At 44.5% G+C, this 18,302-nt stretch carries 22 protein-coding genes and 1 pseudogene; 16 read left to right on the forward strand and 7 right to left on the reverse strand.

What is annotated here, in order from left to right:
* Nucleotides 1-367 precede the first annotated feature (367 nt).
* Both gltS and L1D11_RS07005 read right to left on the reverse strand, forming a co-directional pair.
* Nucleotides 368-1,596 (reverse strand): annotated as a pseudogene (gene gltS / locus L1D11_RS07000) (sodium/glutamate symporter).
* Between the two features lie 340 nt (nucleotides 1,597-1,936).
* Entirely contained in the window at nucleotides 1,937-2,293 is a 357-nt protein-coding gene (locus tag L1D11_RS07005; RefSeq protein ID WP_008216793.1) for a YibL family ribosome-associated protein, read from the reverse strand.
* Between the two features lie 186 nt (nucleotides 2,294-2,479).
* On the opposite strand from L1D11_RS07005, the gene L1D11_RS07010 reads away from it, so the two are divergent.
* Nucleotides 2,480-3,292, forward strand: coding sequence for a DUF4344 domain-containing metallopeptidase (locus L1D11_RS07010; protein WP_239832143.1), 813 nt, complete (start codon nucleotides 2,480-2,482; stop codon nucleotides 3,290-3,292).
* Between the two features lie 120 nt (nucleotides 3,293-3,412).
* Here the strand turns inward: L1D11_RS07010 and L1D11_RS07015 are convergent, their stop codons facing one another.
* Nucleotides 3,413-3,799 carry a tautomerase family protein gene (locus L1D11_RS07015; protein WP_239832144.1) on the reverse strand — a complete coding sequence of 129 codons (387 nt, stop codon included), beginning with the start codon at nucleotides 3,797-3,799 and terminating at the stop codon, nucleotides 3,413-3,415.
* Nucleotides 3,800-4,086: 287 nt separating this feature from the next.
* Between L1D11_RS07015 and L1D11_RS07020 the strand changes: the two genes are divergently transcribed.
* The 15 genes from L1D11_RS07020 (at nucleotide 4,087) to L1D11_RS07090 (ending at nucleotide 15,775) form a co-directional block, all read left to right on the forward strand.
* Entirely contained in the window at nucleotides 4,087-4,707 is a 621-nt protein-coding gene (locus L1D11_RS07020) for an LON peptidase substrate-binding domain-containing protein (protein WP_239832145.1), read from the forward strand.
* Nucleotides 4,708-4,817: 110 nt separating this feature from the next.
* On the forward strand, nucleotides 4,818-5,465 hold the full coding sequence (locus tag L1D11_RS07025; protein ID WP_239832146.1) for a sigma-70 family RNA polymerase sigma factor: 648 nt from the start codon (nucleotides 4,818-4,820) through the stop codon (nucleotides 5,463-5,465).
* Nucleotides 5,458-6,138 carry a ChrR family anti-sigma-E factor gene (locus tag L1D11_RS07030; RefSeq protein WP_239832147.1) on the forward strand — a complete coding sequence of 227 codons (681 nt, stop codon included), beginning with the start codon at nucleotides 5,458-5,460 and terminating at the stop codon, nucleotides 6,136-6,138. Before L1D11_RS07025 ends, L1D11_RS07030 begins: the two co-directional genes overlap by 8 nt.
* Before the next feature lie 125 nt (nucleotides 6,139-6,263).
* The gene (locus L1D11_RS07035; protein WP_239832148.1) at nucleotides 6,264-7,211 is read left to right on the forward strand and encodes a DUF1722 domain-containing protein; all 948 of its coding nucleotides are present in this window, start codon (nucleotides 6,264-6,266) and stop codon (nucleotides 7,209-7,211) included.
* On the forward strand, nucleotides 7,208-8,623 hold the full coding sequence (gene phrB / locus L1D11_RS07040; protein WP_239832149.1) for a deoxyribodipyrimidine photo-lyase: 1,416 nt from the start codon (nucleotides 7,208-7,210) through the stop codon (nucleotides 8,621-8,623). Before L1D11_RS07035 ends, phrB begins: the two co-directional genes overlap by 4 nt.
* A 14-nt stretch (nucleotides 8,624-8,637) precedes the next feature.
* A complete protein-coding gene (locus tag L1D11_RS07045; protein ID WP_239832150.1) occupies nucleotides 8,638-9,069 on the forward strand; it encodes a nuclear transport factor 2 family protein in 432 nt (143 codons plus the stop codon).
* Nucleotides 9,069-9,800: an SDR family NAD(P)-dependent oxidoreductase gene (locus L1D11_RS07050; RefSeq protein WP_239832151.1), complete on the forward strand. Its 732-nt coding sequence runs from the start codon at nucleotides 9,069-9,071 to the stop codon at nucleotides 9,798-9,800. The genes L1D11_RS07045 and L1D11_RS07050 overlap by 1 nt, the downstream gene beginning before the upstream one ends.
* Before the next feature lie 2 nt (nucleotides 9,801-9,802).
* On the forward strand, nucleotides 9,803-11,074 hold the full coding sequence (locus L1D11_RS07055) for an FAD-dependent oxidoreductase (protein WP_239832152.1): 1,272 nt from the start codon (nucleotides 9,803-9,805) through the stop codon (nucleotides 11,072-11,074).
* A complete protein-coding gene (locus L1D11_RS07060) occupies nucleotides 11,071-11,877 on the forward strand; it encodes a DUF1365 domain-containing protein (protein WP_239832153.1) in 807 nt (268 codons plus the stop codon). The genes L1D11_RS07055 and L1D11_RS07060 overlap by 4 nt, the downstream gene beginning before the upstream one ends.
* Before the next feature lie 104 nt (nucleotides 11,878-11,981).
* Nucleotides 11,982-13,262 carry a cyclopropane-fatty-acyl-phospholipid synthase family protein gene (locus tag L1D11_RS07065; RefSeq protein ID WP_239832154.1) on the forward strand — a complete coding sequence of 427 codons (1,281 nt, stop codon included), beginning with the start codon at nucleotides 11,982-11,984 and terminating at the stop codon, nucleotides 13,260-13,262.
* Complete coding sequence (locus L1D11_RS07070) at nucleotides 13,240-13,764, forward strand: DUF2878 domain-containing protein (protein ID WP_239832155.1); 525 nt, start codon at nucleotides 13,240-13,242, stop codon at nucleotides 13,762-13,764. Before L1D11_RS07065 ends, L1D11_RS07070 begins: the two co-directional genes overlap by 23 nt.
* Before the next feature lie 3 nt (nucleotides 13,765-13,767).
* The gene (locus tag L1D11_RS07075) at nucleotides 13,768-14,373 is read left to right on the forward strand and encodes a chalcone isomerase family protein (protein ID WP_239832156.1); all 606 of its coding nucleotides are present in this window, start codon (nucleotides 13,768-13,770) and stop codon (nucleotides 14,371-14,373) included.
* On the forward strand, nucleotides 14,370-14,912 hold the full coding sequence (locus tag L1D11_RS07080; protein ID WP_239832157.1) for a DUF3833 domain-containing protein: 543 nt from the start codon (nucleotides 14,370-14,372) through the stop codon (nucleotides 14,910-14,912). Before L1D11_RS07075 ends, L1D11_RS07080 begins: the two co-directional genes overlap by 4 nt.
* 229 nt (nucleotides 14,913-15,141) lie before the next feature.
* Entirely contained in the window at nucleotides 15,142-15,405 is a 264-nt protein-coding gene (locus L1D11_RS07085) for a DNA polymerase III subunit epsilon (RefSeq protein WP_239832158.1), read from the forward strand.
* A gap of 130 nt (nucleotides 15,406-15,535) precedes the next feature.
* A complete protein-coding gene (locus tag L1D11_RS07090) occupies nucleotides 15,536-15,775 on the forward strand; it encodes an RNA-binding protein (protein WP_004736983.1) in 240 nt (79 codons plus the stop codon).
* A 132-nt stretch (nucleotides 15,776-15,907) separates the two neighbouring features.
* On the opposite strand, the gene L1D11_RS07095 is transcribed toward L1D11_RS07090, so the two are convergent.
* The 4 genes from L1D11_RS07095 to L1D11_RS07110 all read right to left on the reverse strand — a co-directional run bounded on the left by L1D11_RS07095 (nucleotide 15,908) and on the right by L1D11_RS07110 (nucleotide 18,251).
* Nucleotides 15,908-16,252 carry a ribosome recycling factor family protein gene (locus tag L1D11_RS07095; protein WP_239832159.1) on the reverse strand — a complete coding sequence of 115 codons (345 nt, stop codon included), beginning with the start codon at nucleotides 16,250-16,252 and terminating at the stop codon, nucleotides 15,908-15,910.
* Nucleotides 16,253-16,348: 96 nt separating this feature from the next.
* The gene (locus tag L1D11_RS07100; RefSeq protein WP_239832160.1) at nucleotides 16,349-16,816 is read right to left on the reverse strand and encodes an OsmC family protein; all 468 of its coding nucleotides are present in this window, start codon (nucleotides 16,814-16,816) and stop codon (nucleotides 16,349-16,351) included.
* Between the two features lie 9 nt (nucleotides 16,817-16,825).
* Nucleotides 16,826-17,218, reverse strand: coding sequence for a GFA family protein (locus L1D11_RS07105; RefSeq protein ID WP_239832161.1), 393 nt, complete (start codon nucleotides 17,216-17,218; stop codon nucleotides 16,826-16,828).
* Nucleotides 17,219-17,318: 100 nt separating this feature from the next.
* Nucleotides 17,319-18,251, reverse strand: coding sequence for a LysR family transcriptional regulator (locus L1D11_RS07110; RefSeq protein WP_239832162.1), 933 nt, complete (start codon nucleotides 18,249-18,251; stop codon nucleotides 17,319-17,321).
* Nucleotides 18,252-18,302: the final 51 nt, after the last annotated feature.

The following is an 18,302-nucleotide window of genomic DNA, read 5'->3' on the forward strand; positions in this document are numbered from 1 at the left end:
TACTCATGGATAGCCTCGGCCTCAAGACCACAAGGGCATTTTGCCTCAGAGTTAGGTTTAAGAGTCAGGGTAATAAGTGATGCTGTCTGGTGAGACTTTACTATTTTAAAGCCTTCCCAGAATGAAGATAGGAAAGTATGATTCGGCATGGAAACGGTAGTTTGTGTATGATTTTTGTTTGGCGACTAAACCATATCACTTACTACCGTTTTTTTTTGTTTTTAGTTCCCGCTAATCCGCGATGAACCATAAAAAATACCCTTAAACAAAAGTGCTTAAGGGTATTTTTAACCATCTGTAGGATCGTTCAACTGATCAGTGTTAAGTCAATAGACTGGCTTTTTATGCGTTAAGCGATTTGTTCACATTAACCGATAAACGAGATGTAACCTTGCAGGATAATCAGGTTAACGATATCAATGAAGAATGCGCCGACGATTGGCACCACCATGAACGCCTGTGGTGATGGACCGAATCGGTTCACCAAAGACCCCATGTTCATTACCGCCGTAGGTGTTGCGCCTAGGCCGAAACCACAGTGACCACCCGACATAACCGCTGCGTCGTAGTTTGAACCCATCACTTTAAACGTCACAAAGTAAGAGAACAGACCAAGTACCACAGCTTGAACACTCAAGATCACCAAGAATGGGATCGCAAGGTCGAAGATGTTCCACAGTTTCAGGCTCATTAACGCCATCGCTAAGAATAGAGACAATGACACAGTACCCAGAATATCCACGGTTTCGCTGTCGGTTTTATGCAGCTTAGTCACTTCAAAAACGTTGGTGATGAATACACCGATAAAAAGAGCGTAAACAAAGTCAGGAATCATCAACCAAGATATCTCAAAAGTCGCCACCCACTGCTCTAGGTATTTCGCACCAGTGATACAGATAAGGAGAATGAACAATACTTCAATCACCTTCTTGGCTGTCACTTTATCTTTTCTTCATACTCGTTATACGTCACCAGCTCAGGGAAACGCTCGTGCGTTTGTGTACCTGTACCGTACTCTGATTCAAGGTTGTTTTTGTCGATCAGCTTTTGTGCCACCGGGCTACCGATGATACCGCCAATGATCAAACCAAAGGTTGCCGAAGCCATCGCGATTTCTAGCGTATTGGCAATGCCATAAGTATCAGAAAAGGTTTGCGACCAAGCTGCCCCCGTACCGTGACCACCAGATAGCGTAATAGAACCTGCTATCAAGCCCATTAGCGGCTCAAGACCAAGCGCAGTAGCTAACGTCACACCCACACCATTTTGGATGATGATGTATACCGAAGCGACGCCCAAGAACAAGAATACCTTCGCACCGCCTTTCATTAACTGTGTGTAGTTAGCGGCAAGACCTACAGTCGCAAAGAACATCAACATGAATGTGTTCTGTAAAGGTAGGGAGAACTCTAGATCAACGCCGTTAAAATGCAGACCTGTAATCGCAAAAGCAACAATTAAGCCGCCCACAATGGGCTCTGGGATATTGTACTTTTTGAGAATCGGTAGCTTTGCGTTTACAAAATGACCTAGAAACAAAACGCTGATCGCGATTAAGAAAGATTCTAGTGGCCCTATTGAAATTAATTGATTCATATAACCTCTATTGTTTTACGTTCTCATCTTCCCTAATGAGTCTAGTTTTATCTGTAAGTGCTTGTGTTGCTCTGCCTATATTTATGCAAATTGATGAGAAATTGTTGGATTAGAAAACCGAACACATTAGCGTGTCAGCTAAATGTCATGTTAGTAACACGTTAACTTTAGTAGGCGATGAGAGGTTTTGTGACCCAAATCAACACCTATCTGTTTATCTGTTTATCTGTTTATCTGTTTATCTGTTCGCCAATGCGATCGTCGATTTAACCCTTTCTGAATACCTAAAAAAGCAAAAAGGAGCTATTGCTAGCTCCTCTTTTATTACCATCGCTGGTAATTAGAATTTTTTAGGGGCATAACCCGTCATAACCTCAATACGAAGCTCTTTACCAATCTTCGTCATTGGGTGAACAACGACTAATCCTTTTACAGACTTTTTCAGTTTACCCATATCCGCTTGCTCAGCTTTAGTAATTTCGCGGCTAAATGGCATATCAAGCAACGACTTACGTTCTTGATTCACATCGTAGCTTTGCTTGTGCTTAAGCTGGGCAATCTTCTTTGTTAGCTTTTTGATTTCGTCTTCAAATTGACGAACAACAGGACGATCATTACGAGCTTTAGCAGCCGCTAATTTATGGCGACACTTGTCTAAACGGTTATTAATTTGTTGAAGTTCGTTTTTAGCACTCATAATAATTTCCTAAGATTAAACAAGCCAATTCGGATTGGGGCGCGGAGTATAGCACAAGGGTTTACCTGAACCGAAATTTATCTGATAAATAGCCTTTGGAGTAAAAAACAGCCTAAACTGTCTATCAGCCCATCGATACAAAATGTCACTAATCCACCGATCAGACATCAACCATAAGGAAGCGTAATGACATCACCGAAACAAAGAGCATTAACCTACAGCCTAGTCCTTGGATCTGTATTTGCCACAAGTTATGCATCCAGCGAAGCCTCTAATGAAAGCATGCACGACAACAATCTGATTATTGAATATTCAGCGCCTCAAAACGAAGCAGAGAGACAGCTTAAGCAAGAGATTGAGCAGAGTGGCGTTAATGACACAATGGTAGACCTATCAAATCAGTTGTTTCTGTTCAAACAGCCTTTGGTCATTCAATACGGTGGTGATGAGGGGCCGCTCTACGACCCGCAAACTCATCATGTACTGATTCCTTACAGCTTCTACGCCGAATCACTCAACTATTTTGAAAAGAACCAATACGAAAAAGAGTATGGGAAATCCGCGCAAACTGGCGCCATCGATACCTTGCTCCATACACTGATTCACGAGGCTGGCCATGCCTATGTTGAAGATCAGAAAATTGTCATTCTGGGTAAAGAAGAAGACGCGGTTGATAATTTAGCGACCATCCTACTAATCAACTATGTCGAACACGGTACAGATGCAGCGATAAGCGCAGCTGATATGTTCGCCTTCGAATCAGAGGACCGCCCAGAGTATTACGATTTGGGTGAATACATTGATGAGCACAGCTTCGATCTACAACGCTACTTCTCAACCTTATGTTTGGTCTATGGCAGCGATCCTGAGGCCTACAAAAACTTACTTGATGAAGTAGAAAACGACTATCTGAAAGACAGAAAGGAGTTTTGTGTAGAGCATTTTGATGTCATCAACGCCAATTGGCACCGATATTTAAAAGAGAGCGACGATAGTTAACAGCTCCACTATCACAGTTCAGAGGTTTACCCATTCAACTGCTACTTCCAACAACGGCTTCGTGCTTTTAAAGCCGCTGAATGTTGTTTGGGGAACGCAAAATGAAACGTCAGACAAGACCTAAACGTTCACTTTGTACTTCAGATCTTGTGCTTCATCGCCAGTCATCCCTCGGAAACCCCAGCAATGTGAAGGCTGCTCTTTAATGGTGATTTCAATATCGTTCGGAGAGATAGAGAGCTGCTTTTCAATCTCAGAAAAGATCTTCTTAATTAAGCGCTTTTTGGTGTTAACAGCGCGCCCTTCCATCATATTAATCTCGATAACGGTATAGGCCTGCGTTCGCCCTTCTGGGTAAAAGAAGTCATCTCGTTCCAATGGCACAAAACGATGTGCACGCTTGTCATCTGGCAACCCCATCTCACTATTTAAGCACTGCTGCAAAACATTAGAGAGCTCTAGCTTAATCGGGTTTAAGCACTCTTTGATACCATAAATAACAATCATGACCAGTCCTTCGATGTGATGTTAAGTAAAGAAGAAAGTTAGACAGAGGCAACCATCCACCTCTTTCTGCTCGCTTACTATTTATCCACATACTACCTAATGAAATCGACTAAAGAAGAGACGAACTATGAATTTATGAACAAGTGCAACAAAAACATATCCTTCTATTGCAGCTGGTTTTCCAAACAACCTCGATTAATAAACAACCACCTCCTGACCTAGATTGATCGAACCTCTCAGACAGTCCGTATACCCTCCTAAATCATCTTTGAACTAAGGAGTGCTATGTGCCGAATTCAACTGGGAAGATCACGCGGACAGAAGCCAAACCAGACAAACCCGTAGAGTCTTCTCTAGAGCTTGCTGTGTTCCCTCTCCCCATCTTTCTTTTGCCAGGAGGGAGACAAAGGTTAAGAATCTTCGAACAAAAATATCTCGCCATGGTAGCGCACGCAGCCAAAGGCGAAGGTTTTATTATCGTGACGCAAGACAATACAAAGTCCGAACATCTTAGTACGTGGGGAACCAAGGTAACGATTGTCGATTTCAATATGTCGGATGATCAGTTGTTAGAGATCGACGTAGAAGGGCAAAACTTGGTGCAGTTGCACTCTTCATATCGCCAAAGTGACGGCCTGATCAGAAGCCAATCCCGTGATATACCCCATTGGCCAGCGCTCGATTATGATGTGCCCAATGTCTTTACTGCATTTCTAGTCCAGCTGTTCCGTGACCACGATTCAATCAGAACGCTCTACCCGACCCCAGACTTTGATAGCCCGCAGTGGATTTGTGCGCGATTGCTAGAGATGATGCCAATCCCGTTAGAAAAGAAATCAGAATTTACAGAACCGGCGAGTTTTCCTTCGCTCGTTCCTTTTTTGAATCAAATCATTACGGGGCAGTGAATACTTTTGTTCACTATAATTTTGTATGGTAAAAATTAATTTAGACAAAAGTGATCCCTACTGATGCTTTACACGTAGTGCCACACAAATTCGCATGATGGTTACTGACTATGCAAGTGGAAAGCAGAAGTAAAGGGAAGGGCAAGGAGCATGTCATCATTCCCGACAACAAATTATCGAGTGAAAACAAGGTACCTACAGAGCTCTCAAGCTGGTTGATTTCGGTGGGAGAAAATCGAGACAAGCACGCATTCACCTGTTTGTTCAAGTTCTTCGCACCGAAAATTAAACGTTTTGGCATCAGCAAACTTGGCGGCGAAGCTGCTGCTAATGAATTGGTTCAAGACACCATGACCAATGTTTGGAAGAAAGCACACCTTTATAACGAAGACAAAGGAGCAGCGACCACTTGGGTCTACACAGTAATGCGAAATGCAGCCTTCGATATGCTTCGCAAGGTAAAAGCGAAAGCAGAGCAAACGATAGCCGACGACATTTGGCCATTAGACGCAATGGTGGCCGAGAACCAAAATGAAGATTTGCCGTTTGGCGATCATTTAATGAGCCGCCATGTCATGACGCAAATCGAGAAGCTTCCAGTAGCCCAGAAAACTATAGTGAAAGGCGTTTACTTCCAAGAGCTGTCACAAGAGCAACTCGCACAGCAACTCGGCGTCCCTCTTGGAACCGTGAAATCCCGTTTAAGACTCGCTCTAGCCAAACTTAAGGTTCACATGGGGGAACAAAGCCATGATTAAACATCACCCAAACGATGCAATATTGAAAAACTTTGTTGATGGCACGCTTGCTGACTCAGTTTCTCTAATTGTGTCCAGCCATGTTGAGCTGTGTGAACACTGCCTGGCAAAAGTGCAGAAGCTAACGGCTAATGCAGCTGACAGCGTATTTGATGAACAGCAAACAGCAACAAGCGACGAAATGGATAGCTTCCTTGCCGACGACATAGATTTCAATTTTGATGTGATTGATCAGATCACTGCTGATCTGTCGCAATCAATCGAGGTGGAATCGAAAGCTGAGCAAGTGGCAGTCGCTGACACTACTTTCACTATTCCACGAGCATTGAGTTCAATCGCGAGAAAGGACTGGATGAACCTTGGGAAGATATCTCGAGCACGACTCGATTTTGAAGACGACGCGCACCACACTAGTTTGTTGCACATCGATAAAGATGGACAAGTTCCTTGCCACACACACAAGGGCTTCGAGATTACTCTATTGTTAGAAGGCAGTTTCGAAGACGAGATGGGTGTCTACAACAAAGGCGATTTCATTTGGTTAGATGGAAACCATACGCACCAGCCAGAAACGAAGGAAGGATGTGTGTGCCTGACAGTATCAAGCGACGCCTTGTACTTCACTAAAGGGGTGAGCCAACTGTTCAACCCACTAGGTAAATATATTTATTAAGTTACATCACAGAACTTTAAAAGTCGGCTAGGAAACAACGTCAAAAACAAACTAAATTAATATGGGATAAGCAACATCCTACATAACAAGAAGTAAAATGAGCAATGAGCGTAAGGAATTGACCAATGAATAAAAAAATAAAAATAGGCATTAGTGCATGTGTCGCCGGTCATAAAGTTAGGTTCGATACTGGCCATAAACGATCTCGCTTCTGTACTGAAGACCTTGCAGATTATGTTGAGCTTGAGCCAGTGTGCCCTGAAATGGCAGTTGGATTGCCAACACCTCGCCCAACTATTCGTCAGACACGGATGTTAGACGATATCATTCACGTTTCCCGTCCTGATGGTACTGGCGACGTCACTGATGAGATAATCGAATTCGGTCAAAACTACTCCAAGAATAACCAACACATCGCTGGTTTCATTGTGTGCCAAAAAAGTCCTACTTGCGGCATGGAGCGCGTTAAGGTGTATCACCATCATGGCCGCGGCTCTGAATCAACAGGTATTGGCATGTTCACTAAGCAGGTTATGGAAGGCAACCCATTGCTGCCTGTGGAAGAAAATGGTCGCCTGAACGATCCGATTTTGCGCGAAAACTTCATGACTCGTGTTTTCACGTATCAGAAGTGGTTAGACCTAGTAGATGAAGGAATTACTAAGCACAAGCTTATCCAGTTCCACAGCGCCCACAAGTACCTAGTAATGTGTCATCATGTTGAAGGCTACAAAAGCCTTGGTAAGTTACTAGCAGGCAACGAGCTAGATATAAATGAGCTTGCAGATACGTATATCGAAGGGCTGATGACGGCATTATCGCACCATGCAAACCGTGGTACGCACGCCAACACACTTCAACACCTTCAGGGTTACTTTAAAAAGCAACTAAGCAGTGCTCATAAGCAAGAGCTGTCTAACCAGATCGCATCTTTCAGAGAGGGCGTGATTCCTCTGTTAGTGCCACTCACACTGATCAATCATTATTTGATGGAATACCCAAACGAGTACCTGCAGTCACAGGTGTACTTAAATCCTCACCCGCAAGAACTTAAATTGAGATACGGATATTGAGCGATATTCTATGGATAAGACGAGACCTACGCATTCACGATAATCCGGCTCTCGTCTCAGCAATCGAAAACGGCGTTTCAATCGCCGTTTTTATTTCAACACCACAAAAGTGGAATCAACATCACCTTGCTCCGATTAAAGCAGACTTTATCTTCCGTCATTTAAAGCAACTGGAAGCTGAACTCGCCGACTTGGGCATAACCCTGCTGCACCTCAAAGCGACCGATTTTGATGATCAAGCCAAGCAGTTGACCGAGCTGTACCAACAAATCGGTTCTCAGGCTGTTTTCGCCAATTCAGAGCCAGAGGTCGATGAACAAGCTCGTGACCAACAACTGATATCGAGCGGCATAAATCTTCAGATCAGCGACTGTGATGTGATGCTCCCTCTAGGCAGTGTGCTTAACCAACAAGGTGAGATGTTCAAGGTTTTCACGCCATTTAAAAATGCCTGGTTAAAAGAAGTACAAGCAAAAGGGATTCAATGTAGCCCGGCTGCACTCGCTTCTAATAACAATGCTAAGACTCAGTTGCCTGACAATCTTAAAATGCTCCAGCTTGCCAGTGACTATGGTTTCGACTTTCCACGTGTCGACTCAAGCCGTTGGCCGCTAAGCCAAGACGTACTTGGCAATGTGATACCTAACTTTCTAGCCAACAAGGTCAACGACTACGCTCACCTGAGAGACATCCCTTCAGTAAAAGGGACCTCCGGTTTATCGCCTTACTTAGCGATTGGCGCGGTAAGCCCAAGATGGTTAGCCATTCAACTGATCCAACAGCAACCCGATTTACTGTTTGATACCCAACTGCCCGCTTTTTCTTGGCTCAACGAGTTAATTTGGCGAGATTTTTATAAGCACTTGATGTTCCACCATCCTAAACTGGTTAAAGGCGCTAACTTCCAGCAGAAATACAATGGCTTAGATTGGTATAAAGATCATCCGAGCTTCAAAGCTTGGTGTGAAGGAAAAACGGGGTATCCATTGGTTGATGCGGCCATGCGTCAACTGGTCGAAACTGGCTGGATGCACAACAGGTTAAGAATGGTAGTCGCTAGCTTTCTAACTAAACACTTGTTGATTGACTGGCGTTGGGGTGAGCGCTTCTTTATGGAACACCTAATTGACGGTGATTTCAGTGCCAACAATGGCGGCTGGCAGTGGGCTTCAAGTACCGGCTGTGATTCACAACCTTACTTCCGAATTTTCAATCCGATCACCCAGAGTGAAAAGTTTGATCCGAAAGGAATTTTTATCCGTAAGTACATACCAGAGCTGCAAAATATTCCGGATAAGCATGTGCATTTCCCACATGATTACATAGCAAAAAACGGAATAAACAGTCAATACTGGCAACCCATCGTTGAACATAAAGAAGCACGATTGAGAGCCTTAGCCTTTTTCAAATAATTAGAGTGAATATTATGGATAACTCTCTATGGCTTGATAACTTTCTCAACATGTATCGAGAGCTCGGAACGGACAATTTCGACGTGCTAAAGACAGTTTATCACCCTAATATCGAATTCCAAGACCCGCTGCATCATGTCAGAGGAATTGCAGCGCTAACTCACTACTTCGACAACATTTACACCCAAGTGACTAGCTGTGACTTTCACATCGAGCACACGTTTGAAGTTAACGGCGAAGCATCGGTATATTGGACAATGCACTTTGTACACAAACAACTTAATGGGCAGAAGCCTATTGAGGTGCAAGGCCACAGCCACCTCAAAATGCTCGACGATCAAGTGATTTACCACAGAGACTATCTCGATGTCGGCTCTATGTTGTATGAACATATTCCGGTATTGGGCTGCGCCATCAAATCCATCAAAAAAAGAGCGAGCCGATAATGCGTATTATGATTACAGGCGCGACCTCTGGCATCGGTCAATCACTCGCTCTCGATTATGCCCAACAAGGTCATCAAGTCATTGCTTGTGGTCGTAGCCAAGAGAAATTAAACGCCCTAGTCGATTCACACGAGACAGACATCGCAGAGTCGTCGATTACACCTCTTTGCTTTGACTTGACGGATTATCATAACTTCCCGGAGCTTGACCAAGACAAGCCTCTCGACCTTCTGATTCTCAATGCGGGGGACTGCGAATACATCGATGACCCAGTCAACTTTGATGCAGAGCTTTTTGAGCGAGTCATCAACATTAACTTAATCTCTATTGGTTACGCTCTAAAATCTTGGTTGAAAAACATTAAACCCGGCGGACGCTTGGTTTTAGTAAGCTCTAGCGCCAACTTTCTGCCTCTTTCAAGGGCCGAGGCTTATGGCGCTTCAAAGGCAGCACTCACTTACTTAGGAAGAACGCTTTCGGTTGATCTCGCCAAGCACAATATTCATGTCTCAATTGTGCATCCTGGCTTCGTCGAAACACCTTTAACCGAGCGAAACACGTTCGCTATGCCTATGATTATAAGTAGTGAGGCTGCGACTCAGCGAATCGTCAACGGAATTGCTCAAGGAAAGAGTGAGATCGATTTCCCTCGACGATTCATCATGTTGATGAAGCTATTAAGAATGCTTCCAACTTCAGTTTGGCAAAAACTCGCTTCAAGGATGGTATAACAATGAAGAAAATCGCCATTATTGGTTCAGGTATTTCTGGACTCACTTGCGCGCACATATTAGATAAACACCACGACGTAACAGTATTCGAAAAAAATGATTACGTTGGTGGGCATACCGCCACCGTTGATATTGAACATCAAGGCTCGGCGTTCTCGATTGATACTGGCTTCATCGTGTTCAACGATCGAACCTACCCAAACTTCAATCAACTACTTGAACAGTTGGGTGTTGAACGACAACCGACAGAAATGAGTTTCAGTGTTCACAACAAAACCACTCAGTTTGAATACAATGGTCACAGCGTTAACTCGCTATTCGCGCAGAGGAGCAACATCTTCAAGCCGCAGTTCTGGTCATTAATCTCTGACATTCTGAAATTCAACAAGTTGTGTAAGGCTCAATTTGAAAGTAACCGCTTCACACCTGACGTTACCCTTCGCAGCTTCCTATGTGACCATCAATTTTCTGACTTCTTTAGCCAACACTACATTCTGCCAATGGGTGCCGCTATTTGGTCAACAAGCCTTGAAGAGATGGAAAAGTTCGAACTCAAGTTCTTCATACAGTTCTTCTACAACCACGGTCTGCTAGATATCACCAATCGCCCTCAATGGTATGTGATTCCAAAAGGTTCTCGTTCTTATGTTGAGATCATCCTTTCTCGCCTAAGCAAGCCAGTGGCATTGAACACATCGATTCAACAAGTCACTCGCCATGAAGCAGGTGTGACTATCGAATTTAAAGACGGTGCAACAAAGCAATTTGATGATGTTATTTTCGCCTGCCATTCAGACCAAGCATTAGCACTGTTAGGCGATGCAACGGCTGAGGAAAAAGAGGTATTAGGTGAGATACCTTACAGCCGCAACGAAGTGGTTCTTCATACCGATACTAGCTTGCTACCAGACAGAAAACTGGCGTGGGCAAGTTGGAACTACATGCTAGATGGTAATAGCAAGCGACCAACTTGCGTCACTTACAACATGAATATTCTGCAGGGAATAGAAAGCAAAGACACCTTCTGTGTGACCTTAAACCAGAGTGAAGCTATTGCTCCAGAAAAGATCATCCGAAGCTTTGTGTATCACCACCCAGTATTGAACTCCAACACGGTCAATGCACAACAACAGCGTGACCGAATTTGCGGTAAACAGAATACGCATTTCGCAGGCGCGTATTGGTACAACGGGTTCCACGAAGATGGCGTGCATAGCGCATTGGATGTGACCAAGCGCTTTGGTCTGGATCTCAGCACGAGCTCAGCACAATGAACACCGAGACCCTAGCATCCAATACGGAGATCGCATCCGAACACAGTGAAGAGTTCAGCGGTATCTATTGGGGAAATGTCAGGCATCGCCGCTTTGGCAATATCCCTCATGAGTTCAGCTACCAGCTCTACATGATGGGGCTGGATCTCGATGAGCTGCCTAAGACCACCGCGCGCAGTGTGCTGTTTGGAACTCGCTGGTACAACCCGATTCGCTTTGTCGAATCGGACTATCTTGCTGAAAAAGAAGAAAATGCAATTGGCGATGAACCTAAATCTCTAAAACAACGTATAGCATCCAAAGTACAACTGCTTGGTGGCAATTGGTCTGATGTAAACCGAGTAACAATGCTGGCTCAATGCCGATGCTTAGGTGTTTACTTCAGCCCAATCAACTGCTTTTTCTGTTACGACGAAGCAGACAAGTGTCGATATATGTTGGCCGAGGTGAGCAACACACCTTGGCGAGAGAGACACTACTATCTGATCGACATGCGCCAAAAGTTGAAAGTTAAAAAAAATTTTCACGTTTCACCGTTCATGGATTTAAACATGACCTATTTTTGGAAAATTAAGCCACCAGCGAAACGTACGTTAGTCCACATCGAAAGCCGCCAAAGCGAAAGAATTTTCGATGCAACGCTAGCACTTACCAAGCAGTCAGTAACGAAAACAAACATTAGGCAAACGGTTTTTAAGATCCCGGCAATGACGGTGAAAGTCGTGATGGGGATTTATTATCAGGCTCTCAAGTTATTCTTGAAAAAAGTACCGTTTGTGGCGCATCCAGACTCAACACCTTAAGCGCCGAAACCAATACTCAATTATGTTGTGGGTGTGCTCAAACCAACGAATGCCACCCAACTTAGTTGGCAAAAAAGTTAGAATGAATTCTCAGCGAGGTTGAAATGGAACAGCTTGCAAAACAAAACAACAACATTGAACAACAAGCTAAAGCCGTTGCTGTTTCAAGCAACTGTAAGTATCGAGCTTTAATTTTTAAGGTCTTAGAGCGTCTGCAATTTGCAACGCTGGAAATCATCGAGCGAGACGAGCATTCGGTGTTCGGAGACAGAGAAGCAGATCTGAAAGGTCGAATTGTGATACATGATGCGACCTTTTTTAGAGACGTGGTTATCAACGGCAGTATTGGGGCATCCGAAGCCTATATAGATGGCAAATGGACCAGCCCAGACCTAACCCGCGTGATCCAGATTATGGCTCGCAACCAAGCTCAATTAGATGAGCTAGACGACAGAACTCAGTGGATTTCTCGAATTAAGAATCTACTGCTTCGTCGCAAAAATGCCAACACCGAGCAAGGCTCTAAACGAAACATTTTGGCTCACTACGACATCGGTAACGAGCTGTACGAACGCTTTCTTGATATCTCAATGCAGTACTCGTCAGCTATCTACAGTGATGAAGCACTGACTTTATCGAAAGCACAGCAGAACAAAATGAGAACGATCTGTGAGCGTTTAGAACTCTCTGAGGCCGACAGTGTGGTTGAGATTGGCACTGGCTGGGGTGGTTTAGCAATTTTCATGGCACAACATTACGGTTGCCACGTCACCACCACAACGATTTCAGACGCACAACATGAGCTCGCAGAGCAGCGCGTAAAATCGCTCGGCTTAACCAACAAAATTACTCTACTCAAAGAAGACTATCGCAACCTAACGGGTAAATACGATAAGTTGGTTTCCATCGAGATGATAGAAGCGGTGGGACATGAATACCTGCAAACCTTCTTTGAGAAATGTTCTTCATTGTTGAAGCCTTCCGGCAAAATGCTGATTCAAGCGATTACCATCGCTGATGGGCGTTATGAAAAATACCGTAAAAGCGTCGACTTTATCCAAAAATACATTTTCCCTGGCGGCTGCTTACCTTCTGTATCAGTGATGACCCAGCATCTTGCGAACAGTACGGACCTTGTTGTTCAAGAGATTGACGACATTGGTCTACATTACGCACGCACATTGAACGACTGGAACATTGCCTTTCAAAACAGCTGGGAAGAATTGCAGTCTCTGGGCTATTCAGAAGAGTTCAAGCGCCTGTGGACCTTCTACTTCTGCTACTGTGAAGGTGCGTTCCGCGAGCGCGTGATCAGCACTCATCATCTGGTGGCAAGAAAACCTCGTTACTTTGGAGCGAAAGATGAAACGGTTTTGGATTATTAATCTCATTCTGTTTCAAGCGACCTGGGTTTGCAGCGCGTTCTTCACCGCTCAAGCCCCGTTCGCAACGCCGCTGCTGGTGATCATTCACTTCCTATTGTCACCGACTCGCCACAGCGACCTTAAAATACTCGTTTTATTACCATTGGGGCTACTGCTTGATAGCCTCATGCTTCACTTCGGCGTCTTCGCCGTCGACCCTGCCATTGCCAATCAATCATGGTTCCCTGTGTGGCTCGTCTGCCTATGGATCATGTTCTTGATTAGCTTCAACCACAGCCTTCATTGGCTCTTAAAATGCTCAAAAATGATCTTGTTCGCCTTAGGGTTCGTAGCGGGTACTAGTAGCTATTGGGGAGGGATAAAAGCGGGAGCCCTCCTTGCTGCTTGGCCAGATGCATCGGTAGTTGCTGCCCTTGCGTTGAGTTGGGGGATATTTTTACCTCTTCTTGTGGCGGCCTACTCCAACTTGATGAAACCGACAATGGCAAGAACAACGAGGTGACTTATGGCTTACTCACTCAAATGGACGCAGTCGCTCAATTCCAAGAGCACTGAGAGACAAGCGTGTGCCCAATCTAACATTCAAACTGCTGCGAACAATCAAACCACAAGAGCAATACTAGGTGTCTTCACCCTCTTTCTATTAATGGTAGCGTTACTCTTTGCTGGGCAAGCGCGCGCCTCTGCTGTCGACGATTTAAATAAGCGCGGACAAGGAGAAATGAGTTACCTTTTTTGGACACTCTACTCTGCTGAATTCTACACCTCACCTTCGAGTTCAGAACGCGCTTTAAAAATAGAGTACTACCGTGCGATAGACAGTAAGGACCTAGTCGAAGCGACCGAAGAGCAATGGAACAAGCTTGGCTATCCTAACAGCAACATCGAGCGCTGGTTGAAGCCACTCTACTCGATGTGGCCCAACGTAGAAGCAGGAAGCACACTAACGATTCGAGTAGCCGAAGATAATGTCAGCCGCTTTTACTTCGATGAGCAGCCTATCGGTGTCATTCAAGACAAACAGTTTGGCGATGCCTTCCTAGCTATCTGGCTATCTGAAAACACCTCCGAACCTAGCCTACGCAAACAACTATTAGGTTTGAATAAATGAATTCAAAAACAAAAATAATCAAATTTGCTCTCGCAATACTGTCTCTTAGTTGGCTAACAGGCTGTGGCTCTGCCAGCCTTGATAATCATGTCGACACAACACCAGAGCTCAAGCTTGAGTCCTTCTTCAATGGCGAGTTAATGGCTTACGGTATGGTACTCGACCGCTCCGGCAACTTGCTACGACGCTTCGATGCAAAACTCATCGCTACGTGGAAAGGCAATAATGGTGAAATCAAAGAGTGGTTCTCATTTGCCGATGGTGAACGCTCAACCCGAGTGTGGAACCTGATAAAAACCGGCGACAACACCTACTCAGGCACCGCTAACGATGTCGTAGGAACCGCTTATGGTGAAACCCAAGGCTCTGCGCTCTACTGGAAGTACGATTTAGAAATTGAAGTCGACGGCAGTACCTATGAAGTTACATTGGATGATTGGATGTTCTTGATGGACGAAAAGCGATTGTTCAATAAGACCGAGATGTCTAAGTTCGGCTTCAAAGTCGGAGAGGTCATCCTGTACATCGAAAAGATTTAGACAACTCGCCTTTCAATTCAATCTGAATCAAACAGCTTTTGTATTCAGCCCGCTACTACGCGTTGTGGGTTGTTTCGTTTAATCCCTCGAATAGCATGCCTACATGCTCCCCCACTGTGCTAAGATGCGCCACCAGCGTACAAATGGCCAATACCTCATACTGATGAATGCCCCTTTGTTTCGCCACGTGTAGATTCCCTACCACGATAAATTAAAAAGGCTTTAAAGCATGAGCAAGTTAACCTCAGCGGAGCGTAAAGCTCGCGACAATGAACGTTTCTCACAACGCGTAAACGAGCGCAGAGAAAAAGGTGAAGACGTAGCTGCTTACGCATTAACCAACAAAAAAGCCGTTAAATTCCTGACCAAGTCAGAGAAGAAACGTCTTAATGAGATGAAAATTGCTCGCCAAGAAGAGCTTCGTCAGAAAGAACAAGAAGAGCTGAACCGAATCGAAGACATCTTCACCATCAAACAGTTCGACGACGAATAATCACGACAAACAACTCAAAGTGCTGCCGCAGATCTTGGCTACCAAACAAATGAGATCTTAAATTATTTTGTAAGGGTGACCTTCAAAGTGTGCGACAATGCGCGATGTAAATTCATATTCAAGGTTCATTATGAAACTTCTAGTTCGTAACCTATCTCGCTCAACAACAGAGCAAGACATCCGTGTACTATTTTCTGAGTTCGGTTCAGTAAAAGCATGCAACCTAGTATTAGACCAAGAAACTGGCTACTCAAAAGGTTTCGCTTTCGTTGAAATGCCAGAGCAAGAAGAAGCGAAAACTGCACTAGACAAGCTGCACATGACTAAGCTTGGCAAAAACACGATTCGTGTAAAAGTCGCTAACTCTTAATTCAACTTTAACGCTCTCGCTGGTTTCACAGAAACTCAGATGATAAAGCCCGTAACGATATCGCGCTGAAATAACGCCATATCGTTACGGGCTTTTTACTGCTCGGTACTTTTCCAAGCGCTCACAACTTATCTATAACCCTTCATAGTCATCAATGGCTCGTCGTGCTTCAGCCATTGAACATCCAGACTCCATAACCAATTGAGCAACTGTCATAGAAGGAGTTGCGGCTAACAGCGACGCCAAACACACCACAGGTTTTGGCAGTACCTTGTCTATGGCGACTGTTATCCAGTCGTCTTTTTCATGAGTTAACAAAGCTTTGAATTCGATCAATTGATGCTCTTGAGCCACCAATAACCAGTTGCGTGAGCGACGAACTCGATTCAACTGACATCCACACTCAGCGGCGTTCGCCATTACTTGGCTCTTATCACTCACACGATGTACAAAACTATTCAGTGGGACGCTAAACATAACTTATATCAGATAATCGACAGAGGGTCTTAGGATTACACAGCCTTTACAAAACAGCTAGATTCAGCATCAACAACAATACGAAGCAGTTAAAACTCAATGAAGAAGCTCAATCTTTATCTCAGTCTTAACAGAATTGGCAATGAAGCAGTTACTGTGCGCCAGACGGTGCAGCTTTTCGATCTGTTTATCCGTTGGGCGCTTATCACCACCAAATCGAATTTGGGGTCTAAGCGTCACATGGCTAACCCAAGCTCGCCCCGCTTTATCTTCTTCAAGCACACCTACTGCATCATCAACGTAAGACTCGATGACGTACTTTTGTTTAGCAGCAATGCCCAAAAACGTCAGCATATGACAACTGGCAATCGCCGCAATAAAGGCTTCTTCGGGATCAACATTTTCTTCAACAGAGAATGGTAGTGGCACCACATGAGGCGATGACGACGCAGGTATAATAACACCACCATCAAATTCCCACGTATGCCCGCGACTGTATTGGTTGTCGCTAAATACCTCATCGTCGCCTTTCTGCCAGCGAATCAAGGCACCATAATCAGACATACTTTCTCCTTAGCGATCCGCAGGATGGTTCACCCCATCGTTAGTCACCACATCACCAATATCAAAAGGGTTCACCCCTTCTAAACAACCAATGTTGAATCCATATTCATTTGGGCTAGAACGACGTTGATGATGAGTATAGATACCACAGTTCGAGCAGAAGTAGTGCTTCGCGGTGTTGGTATTGAATTGATATAACTTGAGATGCTCTGCACCTTTGAGGACCTTGAGACCATCCAAGGCTACCGAACCCACTATCGCACCCTTACGACGACAGATAGAGCAATCACAACGGCGTGGCTTTTCGATGCCGTTAGGTAGGCTGAGCTCTAACTCCACCGCACCGCAATGGCAGGTCGCTTTATGCAATGGTTTGATCACCGTGTTGCCAACTATTTTCATTGTTCTCTCCAGTAACATCCATTTATTGCTCACATCATAACCAGTCCAGTCAGTTCTGTCCGCTGTCCCGCTTTCAGTTTGAGAGTTTTGTCATATCGCGTTAATTAATTGATTTATCGGTCAAACGACCAAAATTATCGATTAGGAAATCCAAAAATAGTCGAATTCGCTTAGGTTGATACTTCTTGCTGATGTACACCACATTCAAGTCGGCGCTCGATACAGAGGTCGAGGTATTGAAGTTTTTCATATAGCCGTTGAGCAGAGTGACAAGACGTTGGTTTTTTATGTCATCTTGCACATCCAACACTGATTTGAGCGCAATACCCTCGCCTTTTAATGCCCAATAACGAATCACTTCACCGTCGTCTGAAAATCGTTTTGGCACAACGGTAATCGACTTTTTCATGTCGTGATCTTGAAAGTGCCAAGTCTTGAGTTCCTCATTGCTACGCAGCATTGCCAAGCAATCATGTTCTGTTAAGTCTTGAGGCGTTAATGGCGTTCCATGCTTGGCAAGGTATTCAGGAGAAGCACACAGCACACGTCGGCTCGTGGATAAACGTCTTGATATCAAACTGCTGTCAATTAACTCTCCGTAGCGAATAATCACATCCATGCCCGACTCTGCAATATTCGACAGGTTATCGTTCAAATAGAGGTAAGGGATCACATCGGGATATTGCTGACAGAACTCAGAGAGAATAGGAAGAATGTACTGCTTGCCGATGTCTTTGGGAGCGGCGACTTTTAAAGGGCCTTTAACCTCTTTGACACCATTTTGAATCAGGTTTTCAGTCTCACTGACGTTATCCAATATCTCCAGACATGCCCTGTGATACAGCTCGCCAGAATCGGTCAAAGACACATGTCGAGTACTTCGATTCAACAACTTCACACCATATCGCTCTTCCAGTGCCTGCAGCCTTGCCGTCATAGTCGCAGGTGATAAGCCTAGCTCGCGTCCTGCTGCAGCCAAACCTTGATGCTTCACGATACTGACGAACATCGCCATGTCTGAAAACTTATCCATGCTACTTCTTCCTCGTCACACTGTTCATTTCAACCGAATAATAAATTCATA

It is taken from the genome of Vibrio sp. Isolate32, from assembly GCF_022397955.1.
Taxonomy (GTDB): domain Bacteria; phylum Pseudomonadota; class Gammaproteobacteria; order Enterobacterales; family Vibrionaceae; genus Vibrio.